This is a genomic window from Martelella mediterranea (assembly GCF_021021415.1).
Classification (GTDB): domain Bacteria; phylum Pseudomonadota; class Alphaproteobacteria; order Rhizobiales; family Rhizobiaceae; genus Martelella; species Martelella mediterranea_C.
Map to the genome: position 1 here is coordinate 38,651 of NZ_JAINWJ010000059.1, position 7,317 is coordinate 45,967.

Below are 7,317 nucleotides of genomic sequence, written 5' to 3' on the forward strand. Positions count from 1 at the left end.
TGGCAGATATGTTGTTTCCTGCCACGTTTAGACTGTGTTAAGAAAACGACCATTGTTCATTTTCTATTCTGGATAGGTGCCCATGCTGTCGCGCAAGCTTCCGATCGCTGCCTTTACCGTTCTCGCATTCGCGCTCGGCGCTTGCAGTGATGATGGCAAGAACCAACAGGGTGCCGGCCAGCAGCCTCCGCCGCCGAAAGTTGGCGTTATCACGCTGACGGAGCAGACCGTTCCGCTGACCACGACCCTGCCGGCGCGGGCGGTTGCATACCAGTATGCCGAGATCCGCCCGCAGGTGACCGGCATCATCACCAACAAGGCCTTCAAGGATGGCGCCCTGGTGGAAGCCGGCGACCTGCTCTACGAGATCGAGCAGGATACCTACGAGGCATCTCTCGCGGCCGCTCAGGCCAATCTTGACAAGGCCAACGCGGCCGTTCCGGGCGCCAAGGAAAACTACGAGCGCTATCAGCGGATCGTGAACACCGGCGCCACCGAGATCCAGGTGACTGATGCCAAGACCCGTTACGACACCGCGCTTGCGGATGTCAGCGCGGCCAAGGCGGCTGTGAAATCGGCGCAGATCAATCTCGATCACACAAAGATTACCGCGCCGTTCGGCGGCGTTCTCGGCGTGTCAAACGTTTCGGTCGGCAACCTCGCCTCGCCGTCGTCCTCGACCCCGCTGGTCGATCTCAACCAGCTCGATCCGATCTATGTCGACATGTACGAATCAGCCGGGCAGGTGCTTTCGGCCACCGGCAAATATGCCGATTTCAAATCCGAAAGCGATCTGTCGAAGGTCAAGGTGAATGTCCAGCTTGACGACGGCAGCACCTATGACGTGACCGGCAATCTCGACGTTTCGGCGCGCACGGTCGACCAGTCGACCGGCACGGTGAACCTGCGCGCCATCTTCGACAATCCCGACCATGTTCTGCTGCCCGGCATGTTCGTGCGCGCAACGCTGACGGTTGCCGAGGAACAGGGCTATCTCATCCCGCAGCTCGCAGCCCAGATCGAGGCCGGCGGCAAGGTTTCGGCGATGTTCGTGACCTCCGACAACAAGGTCGAGACCAGGGTCTTCGACAATGTGATGGTCTCCAACAATTCCTGGCTGGTGCAGAAGAACGTCTCGGACGGCGACCGTCTGATCGTCGACGGCTTCCAGTCGCTCGTGGGCGGGGTGACCGACGTCACGCCGGTGCCGGCGAAGATCAATGACAAGGGCGTCGTGGTCGATGACACGTCGGGTTCCTCCGGCGGTTCTTCGAGCGGTGGTTCATCAAGCGCTGCAGGATCAACAGGCGGAAATGGCTGAGCGCAAGGCTTGTGCAGGCACCGGAACCAAGCGCTCGAGGTATGATTAATGGCTAATTTCTTTATCAACAGACCCGTTTTCGCCTGGGTGATCGCCATTGTGATCATGCTGATCGGCGGGCTTGGCATTTCCCAGCTTCCGATTTCGCAATATCCGCAGATCGCGCCGACCACGATTTCGCTTTCCGCCAGCTATCCGGGCGCGAGTGCCAGAACGGTCGAAACCACGGTGACCAACGTCATCGAAGACGGTCTGACCGGCTTCGACGACATGCTCTATCTCACCTCGACGTCGTCGCCCGGCCTGTCGCAGATCTCGGTGATCTTCGGCCCCGGCATCGATCCGGAAATTGCCCAGGTCGAGGTGCAGAACAAGCTGCAGCTCGTGCAGCCCCAGCTTCCCGACGTGGTGCGCAATCTCGGCATCACCGTCAGCCGCTCGTCCTCCAGCTTCCTGATGGTTGTCGCCCTGACCGACAGCAGCGGCCAGTATTCCGCCGCCGATCTCGGCAACATCATCGACAGCTCGATCAATGACAGCATCGCCCGCCTTGAAGGCGTCGGCAGCGTTCAGGGGTTCTATACGCCCTATGCCATGCGCGTCTGGCTCGATCCCTACAAACTCAACCAGTATAATCTGACGGTTGCCGACGTTTCCAACGCCATCCAGGCGCAGAACCAGCAGGTTGCCGTCGGCGATGTCGGCGGCAATCCCTCCGTCGAGGGCCAGCAGCTCAGTATTACCGCGGTTTCGGCCACTCAGCTCGAAAACGTGACCGAGTTTGAGAACATCATCCTGAAATCGACCGAGAACGGTGCGACCGTCACGCTTTCGGACGTCGGCAGGGTGGAGCTCGGCCAGCAATACTACCAGTTCTACACCTATTATAACGGCCTGCCCGCGGCGGGCTTCGCCGTCGAACTCGCCAACGGCGCCAATGCGATCGACACCTCGAAAGCGGTGACCGATTTCATGGACTCCATCAAGCCGTCGCTGCCGCAGGGCGTCGATGTGATCTACCCCTACGACACCACGCCCTTCGTCGAACTGTCGATCGAGCAGGTGGTTCACACCCTGTTCGAGGCGATCGTGCTGGTGTTCGTGGTCCTGCTGGTCTTCCTGCAGAACCTGCGCGCGACGCTCATCGCGACGCTTGTCGTGCCGGTCGTGCTGCTCGGCGCCTTCGGCGTGCTTGCCTTTGCCGGCTTCTCGATCAACACGCTCACCATGTTCGCCATGGTGCTGGCGATCGGCCTATTGGTGGACGACGCGATCGTCGTCGTCGAGAACGTCGAGCGAATCATGCATGAGGATGGTCTGCCGCCGAAGGAGGCGACGCAGAAATCCATGGGCGAGATCCAGGGCGCGCTGATCGGCATCGTCATGGTGCTGACGGCGGTGTTCATTCCGATGGCGTTCATCGGCGGCTCGACCGGCATCATCTATCGTCAGTTCTCGATCACGATCGTGGCGGCGATGATCCTGTCGGTTCTGGTGGCGATGATCTTCACCCCGGCGCTGTGCGCGACCCTGCTCAAGCCCGTCGATCCGACCAAGAAGGATCGCGGACTTTCGGGCTATTTCAATCGCGGCTTCGAGCGCGTGACCAATGGCTATATCCACGGCGTTGCGCTCATGCTCAGGTGGCTGATCCCGGTTTTCGCGGTTTTCGCCATCCTGCTTTTCGGGGTCTATCATTATTTCACCCAGCTTCCCGAATCCTTCCTCCCGGACGAGGACCAGGGCTCGCTGTTCGTGATCGTCAATCTCCCAACGGGGGCGACGACGGAGCGAACCGGCGCCGTCACAGAGCAGGTTGGGGCCTATTTCCGCAACCAGGAAAAGGACGCCGTCGAGGCCGTGTTCACGGTTCTGGGCTTCTCGTTTGCCGGTCAGGGCCAGAACTACGCCATGGCCTTCATCGAGCTGAAGCCGTTCGACGACAGAACGGACAAGAACCTGACCGCAGCGGCGGTGGCACAGCGCGCCAACGGCTATTTCTACATGAATGTGCGTGATGCGCAGGTCTATGTGGTGCAGCCGCCGTCAATTCCGGGCCTTGGCCAGTCCACCGGCTGGACCGGTTATGTCGTCGACAGCGGCAATCAGGGCCAGGAGGCGACGCTTGCGGTTACCAACCGTATCATCCGGCAGATGAATCAGGGCGGCATCGCCGCGCAGGTTCGCACCGATACCCAGCCGGACGAAACCCAGCTCAAGCTCGCGATCGACGATCAGAAGGCTGGCGCCTATGGCGTGAGCATCGCCGAAGCGACCGGCATGCTGTCGACCATCTATGCCGGCTCGAACATCAACAACTTCACGCTCGACGACAAGGTGAAGAAGGTCTACGTGCAGGGCGATACGCCCTACCGCATGCAGCCGGAGGACATCTATCGCTGGTATGCCCGCAATCTCAGCGGCGACATGGTGCCGTTCTCCGCCTTCACCGATATCGAATGGACCACGGGCGCGCCTTCGCTGGCGCATTACAACGGCAACTCCGCCGTTGATATCCAGGGCGGAACCCAGCCGGGCTTTGCCTCCGGACAGGCCATGAACCAGCTCGTCGACATGGTGGAGCAGTCGCCCGGCGGCTTCACCGTCGCCTGGACCGACATGTCGCTCCAGCAGGTGATCTCCGGCAATGAGGTGACGTATCTCTACATGATCTCGGTGCTGTTCGTGTTCCTCTGCCTTGCGGCGCTTTATGAAAGCTGGAGCATTCCGTTCGCTGTGATCCTCGCGGTTCCGGTCGGGATTCTCGGCGCGGTTCTGGCGGCGAACTTGCGTGGCATGGAGAATGACATCTACTTCAAGGTCGGCATGCTCACCACAATGGGCCTGGCCGCGAAGAACGCCATTCTGATCGTGGAGTTCGCGCGCGAGCAGAGCGAGAAGGGCGATTCGCTCTATGACGCCACCCTTCACGCCGCCCGCATGCGTCTGAGACCAATCATCATGACCTCGCTCGCCTTCATCCTCGGCGTTACGCCGCTGGTGCTGGCGACGGGAGCCGGTTCGGCTGCGCAGAATGCCATCGGCACGGCCGTGTTCGGCGGCATGCTGGCGGCAACCACCCTTGGCATCTTCTTCGTTCCCTCGTTCTTCGTCGCCGTGTGCCGCATTATGGGCATCGGCAAGAAGGACCAGAAAGCGGCAGAAGAGCAACAGGTGGTTTAAAACCGGGTTAACCATATTGCGCCGGGCCCGGCCCGGCGCTTACTAATAGGCCGTTGGTCCGCAGCGCGGATCAGCCGAACTGACAGGATATTTCAGATGTTGTTGCGCCGTATTGCATCCGTTCCGCTGCTCATGGTTTTCCTGTCCGGCTGTGTTGTCGGGCCGGATTATGTGGCGCCGACAGCGGCGCTGCCGGACAAGTTCAGCGAAGGCAGCAGCCAGCCGGTCGGCGATGTGACCGATGTCGCCTGGTGGAGCGCATTCAACGATCCGCTGCTGACCGGTTATGTCCAGCAGGGCATGGTGCAGAATCTTTCCGTGCTTCAGGCGCTCGAAAGGATTGTTCAGGCCGAGACCAATGTCGTTTCCGCGACGGCGGGGGCCTATCCGCAGGTCAACCTCAACGGTTCGGACACGGTCGGGGCTTCCGGCGGCGATGGCGCCTCGCCGCAGTCGCGCAAGATCACCAATACCTTTGGCGGATCGGTGCCGGTGTCCTGGGTGCTTGATCTGTTCGGCCTTTACGCCCGTTCCGGCGAGGCCGCGCTCGACCAGCTCGATGCCGCCTATGCCAGCGCGGATGTCGCCAAGCTCACGCTGATCTCCCAGCTGATCGACGCCTATATTTCCGCCCGGCTCTATCAGGAGCGTCTGGCGATCGCGCGCTCCAACCTCAACAGCCGGCGCGAAACCCTGCGTCTTACCCAGTTCCAGCTGGACGCGGGCGCCGCGTCCCGGCTCGACGTGGTGCAGTCGGAAGGCCTGGTGAACGCGCAGCTTTCCACGATCCCGCAGCTCGAAGCCGATTATCGCAAGCAGGTTTACGCGCTGTCGACGCTGATGGGGCTTCCGGCCGCCACGCTGATCGACCAGATGAACAAGGTGAAGCCGATCCCGGTGGCCAAGGCGCGCCTTGCGTCCGGCGTTCCCGCCGACCTGATCCGGAACCGGCCCGATATCCGCGGCGCCGAACGCAATCTGGCCGCTGCCACCGCCAATATCGGCGTCGCGGAGGCCCAGCTCTATCCGTCGATTTCGCTCGGCGGTACGATCCAGGCCAGCGTCTCGGGCAGCTCGCTCGGCAATGCCGGCATGTCGTCCTGGTCGTTCGGCCCCACGCTCAACCTGCCGATCTTTGATGGCGGCGCGCTCAGGGCCAATGTGACAAAATCCGAATCGCAGGCGCGCGAGGCCTATCTCGCCTGGAAGCAGACCGTGCTCAATGCGGTTCAGGAAGTTGAATCCGCGCTGGCGCAGGTCACCCGCGATGGCCGCACCGTGGCCTCGCTGCGGGCGACGGTCGCATCCTATCGTGACGCCCTGTCGCTTTCGACCTCGAGCTACAAGGATGGCGCGATCTCGCTGCTGGATGTGCTCGATGCCCAGCGCGCGGTCTCCGATGCGGAAGCCAATCTCGCCAATGCGATCGCCCAGCAGGCCAGCGATTTCGTCGCGCTGAACGTTGCGATCGGCGGCGGTTACGCCGCTCAGTAGAAAGCGGCGTCAGCGCCGCTCGAATTTTTCCGTCCAGCTTGCAAGCGCTCCCCTCTGGGGGAGCGTTTCTGCTTCATAGACCCCGCGCGCGATTGCCCGCGCCATCGTGCTCGCCGCCAGCATGCAGATCTCGGCGAAAGCGAAGTCATCCGGTGCGGCCTTTTCGCAGGTCGCTGCCGACAACACCGTGTCGCCGTCGAAGGGCAGATGCGCCGGCTGGATCGCGCGGGCGAGCCCATCATGGGCCATCACGGCAAGACGGTGGCATTGTTGCTTGGAAAGCGTGGCGTCGGTCGCCACCACACCGATCGTGGTCGCGGTGGTCGGCCCGCCCTTGATGGCGAGACGATGGGCATCCTCCGGCACGGCCGCGGGAAGACCGCGACCGCCGAACTCGCCGTCGCGCTCGAGGCTCCCCGCCCAGAAATAGGGGCTGTGTCCCATGGTCACGCTGCCCATGGCATTGACGGCCACCAGCGCCGCCACGGTGAAGCCCCCTTCGCTGACGGCGCTCGCGGAGCCAAGCCCGCCCTTCAGATTGACCGTGGTGGCGCCCGCGCCGGCGCCGACCGTGCCGAGCGCGAAGGGGGTCTTCTCAGCATTGAGATAGGCCTGGTGTCCGAGATCGCGGTAGGGCGCATGCAGCCCCCAATCCTTGTTCCCGCCATTGAGAAGGTCCATCAAAATGGCGCCGGGCACGATCGGGATCAGCGCCGGGCCGATTGCAAGGCCGCGCCCATCGGCGCGAAGGCCGGACTGAACGCCGCCGGCCGCATCAAGTCCGAAGGCCGATCCGCCGGACAGCACGAAGGCGTCCACTGTCTCGACCGTTCGGGCCGGATCGAGCAGAAGCTGGTCCCGGCTTCCGGGCGCGCCGCCAAGCGCGAGGCCCGAGGCGACGGCGGGCCGGTCGAAGATGATCGCGGTCACGCCCGAGGCGAGGTCGAGATCATGGGCATGGCCGACTGAAATGCCTTCGATATCGGTAATGAGATTTTTCATGAACCTGCCTTCCGTTGCTACTTCCCAATGAAAACAGGCCCTCCGGGGCCGTCGAGGTCAATGGCAAAGAGAAAAGACGCAAATAAATGCGCTTTTTTGAAAATACCTTGTTGACTTCCAAGGCCGGTTCACCCTATATGCGCATCACCGACGGGGTCGACGGTCGCTCTCGCGAACAACACTGTTGACCCTAATTTCGCCAATTAGCTCTGCTGATTGACGTGTTTGAACTCAAAAGGTTTGGCACGCGAAACGGAATTTTGACGGATGGTTCCATCCGTCGGTTATTTGGACAATTGAATATTGAAGAAAGAGAA

The 7,317-nt window shown here is 61.8% G+C and carries 4 protein-coding genes; 3 read left to right on the forward strand and 1 reads right to left on the reverse strand.

The genetic code is table 11. The annotated features are described in order from the left end of the window. Window positions 1-82 precede the first annotated feature (82 nt). The 3 genes from K7H91_RS23175 (at window position 83) to K7H91_RS23185 (ending at window position 5,998) form a co-directional block, all read left to right on the forward strand. A complete protein-coding gene (locus K7H91_RS23175; RefSeq protein WP_230722558.1) occupies window positions 83-1,321 on the forward strand; it encodes an efflux RND transporter periplasmic adaptor subunit in 1,239 nt (412 codons plus the stop codon). Between the two features lie 48 nt (window positions 1,322-1,369). Continuing rightward, complete coding sequence (locus K7H91_RS23180) at window positions 1,370-4,504, forward strand: efflux RND transporter permease subunit (protein WP_230722559.1); 3,135 nt, start codon at window positions 1,370-1,372, stop codon at window positions 4,502-4,504. Window positions 4,505-4,600: 96 nt separating this feature from the next. Continuing rightward, a complete protein-coding gene (locus K7H91_RS23185; protein WP_230722560.1) occupies window positions 4,601-5,998 on the forward strand; it encodes an efflux transporter outer membrane subunit in 1,398 nt (465 codons plus the stop codon). Window positions 5,999-6,007: 9 nt separating this feature from the next. On the opposite strand, the gene K7H91_RS23190 is transcribed toward K7H91_RS23185, so the two are convergent. After that, complete coding sequence (locus K7H91_RS23190; protein ID WP_230722561.1) at window positions 6,008-7,000, reverse strand: P1 family peptidase; 993 nt, start codon at window positions 6,998-7,000, stop codon at window positions 6,008-6,010. Between the last annotated feature and the right edge of the window lie 317 nt (window positions 7,001-7,317).

Coding starts and splice junctions, on each gene's coding strand:
- K7H91_RS23175 (WP_230722558.1), top strand. CDS start 83: ATGCTGTCGCGCAAGCTTCCGATCGCTGCCTTTACCGTTCTCGCATTC.
- K7H91_RS23180 (WP_230722559.1), top strand. CDS start 1,370: ATGGCTAATTTCTTTATCAACAGACCCGTTTTCGCCTGGGTGATCGCC.
- K7H91_RS23185 (WP_230722560.1), top strand. CDS start 4,601: ATGTTGTTGCGCCGTATTGCATCCGTTCCGCTGCTCATGGTTTTCCTG.
- K7H91_RS23190 (WP_230722561.1), bottom strand. CDS start 7,000: ATGAAAAATCTCATTACCGATATCGAAGGCATTTCAGTCGGCCATGCC.